Below are 1,438 nucleotides of genomic sequence, written 5' to 3'. Positions count from 1 at the left end.
ACTTTCGGTTCGTGTCATCTTCACAGTCACCGCAATCTGGTCTTTCGACGCAAATTGCTTGGGTGTTATATGGTCAAGCCTCACGGGCAATTAGTATTGGTTAGCTCAACGCCTCACAGCGCTTACACACCCAACCTATCAACGTCGTAGTCTTCGACGGCCCTTTAGGGAACTCAAGGTTCCAGTGAGATCTCATCTTGAGGCAAGTTTCCCGCTTAGATGCTTTCAGCGGTTATCTTTTCCGAACATAGCTACCCGGCAATGCCACTGGCGTGACAACCGGAACACCAGAGGTTCGTCCACTCCGGTCCTCTCGTACTAGGAGCAGCCCCTCTCAAATCTCAAACGTCCACGGCAGATAGGGACCGAACTGTCTCACGACGTTCTAAACCCAGCTCGCGTACCACTTTAAATGGCGAACAGCCATACCCTTGGGACCGGCTTCAGCCCCAGGATGTGATGAGCCGACATCGAGGTGCCAAACACCGCCGTCGATATGAACTCTTGGGCGGTATCAGCCTGTTATCCCCGGAGTACCTTTTATCCGTTGAGCGATGGCCCTTCCATACAGAACCACCGGATCACTAAGACCTACTTTCGTACCTGCTCGACGTGTCTGTCTCGCAGTCAAGCGCGCTTTTGCCTTTATACTCTACGACCGATTTCCGACCGGTCTGAGCGCACCTTCGTACTCCTCCGTTACTCTTTAGGAGGAGACCGCCCCAGTCAAACTACCCACCATACACTGTCCTCGATCCGGATAACGGACCTGAGTTAGAACCTCAAAGTTGCCAGGGTGGTATTTCAAGGTTGGCTCCACGCAGACTGGCGTCCACGCTTCAAAGCCTCCCACCTATCCTACACAAGCAAATTCAAAGTCCAGTGCAAAGCTATAGTAAAGGTTCACGGGGTCTTTCCGTCTAGCCGCGGATACACTGCATCTTCACAGCGATTTCAATTTCACTGAGTCTCGGGTGGAGACAGCGCCGCCATCGTTACGCCATTCGTGCAGGTCGGAACTTACCCGACAAGGAATTTCGCTACCTTAGGACCGTTATAGTTACGGCCGCCGTTTACCGGGGCTTCGATCAAGAGCTTCGCTTGCGCTAACCCCATCAATTAACCTTCCGGCACCGGGCAGGCGTCACACCCTATACGTCCACTTTCGTGTTTGCAGAGTGCTGTGTTTTTAATAAACAGTCGCAGCGGCCTGGTATCTTCGACCGGCAGGGGCTTACGCAGTAAATGCTTCACCTCCACCGGCGCACCTTCTCCCGAAGTTACGGTGCCATTTTGCCTAGTTCCTTCACCCGAGTTCTCTCAAGCGCCTTGGTATTCTCTACCCAACCACCTGTGTCGGTTTGGGGTACGGTTCCTGGTTACCTGAAGCTTAGAAGCTTTTCTTGGAAGCATGGCATCAACCACTTCGTGTTCTAAA

Annotated in this window: 1 rRNA gene; it reads right to left on the bottom strand. The window is 52.8% G+C overall.

The window, feature by feature from the left end:
• Nucleotides 1–69: 69 nt before the first annotated feature.
• Nucleotides 70–1,438: ribosomal RNA gene (locus GE543_RS26990) — 23S ribosomal RNA — on the bottom strand; the annotation flags it as partial.

Source organism: Pseudomonas sp. SZ57 (assembly GCF_009495975.1).
Lineage (GTDB): Bacteria > Pseudomonadota > Gammaproteobacteria > Pseudomonadales > Pseudomonadaceae > Aquipseudomonas > Aquipseudomonas syringae.
Note: the sequence above shows the minus strand (reverse complement) of the source record. Positions and strands in the feature narration are given on the sequence as shown.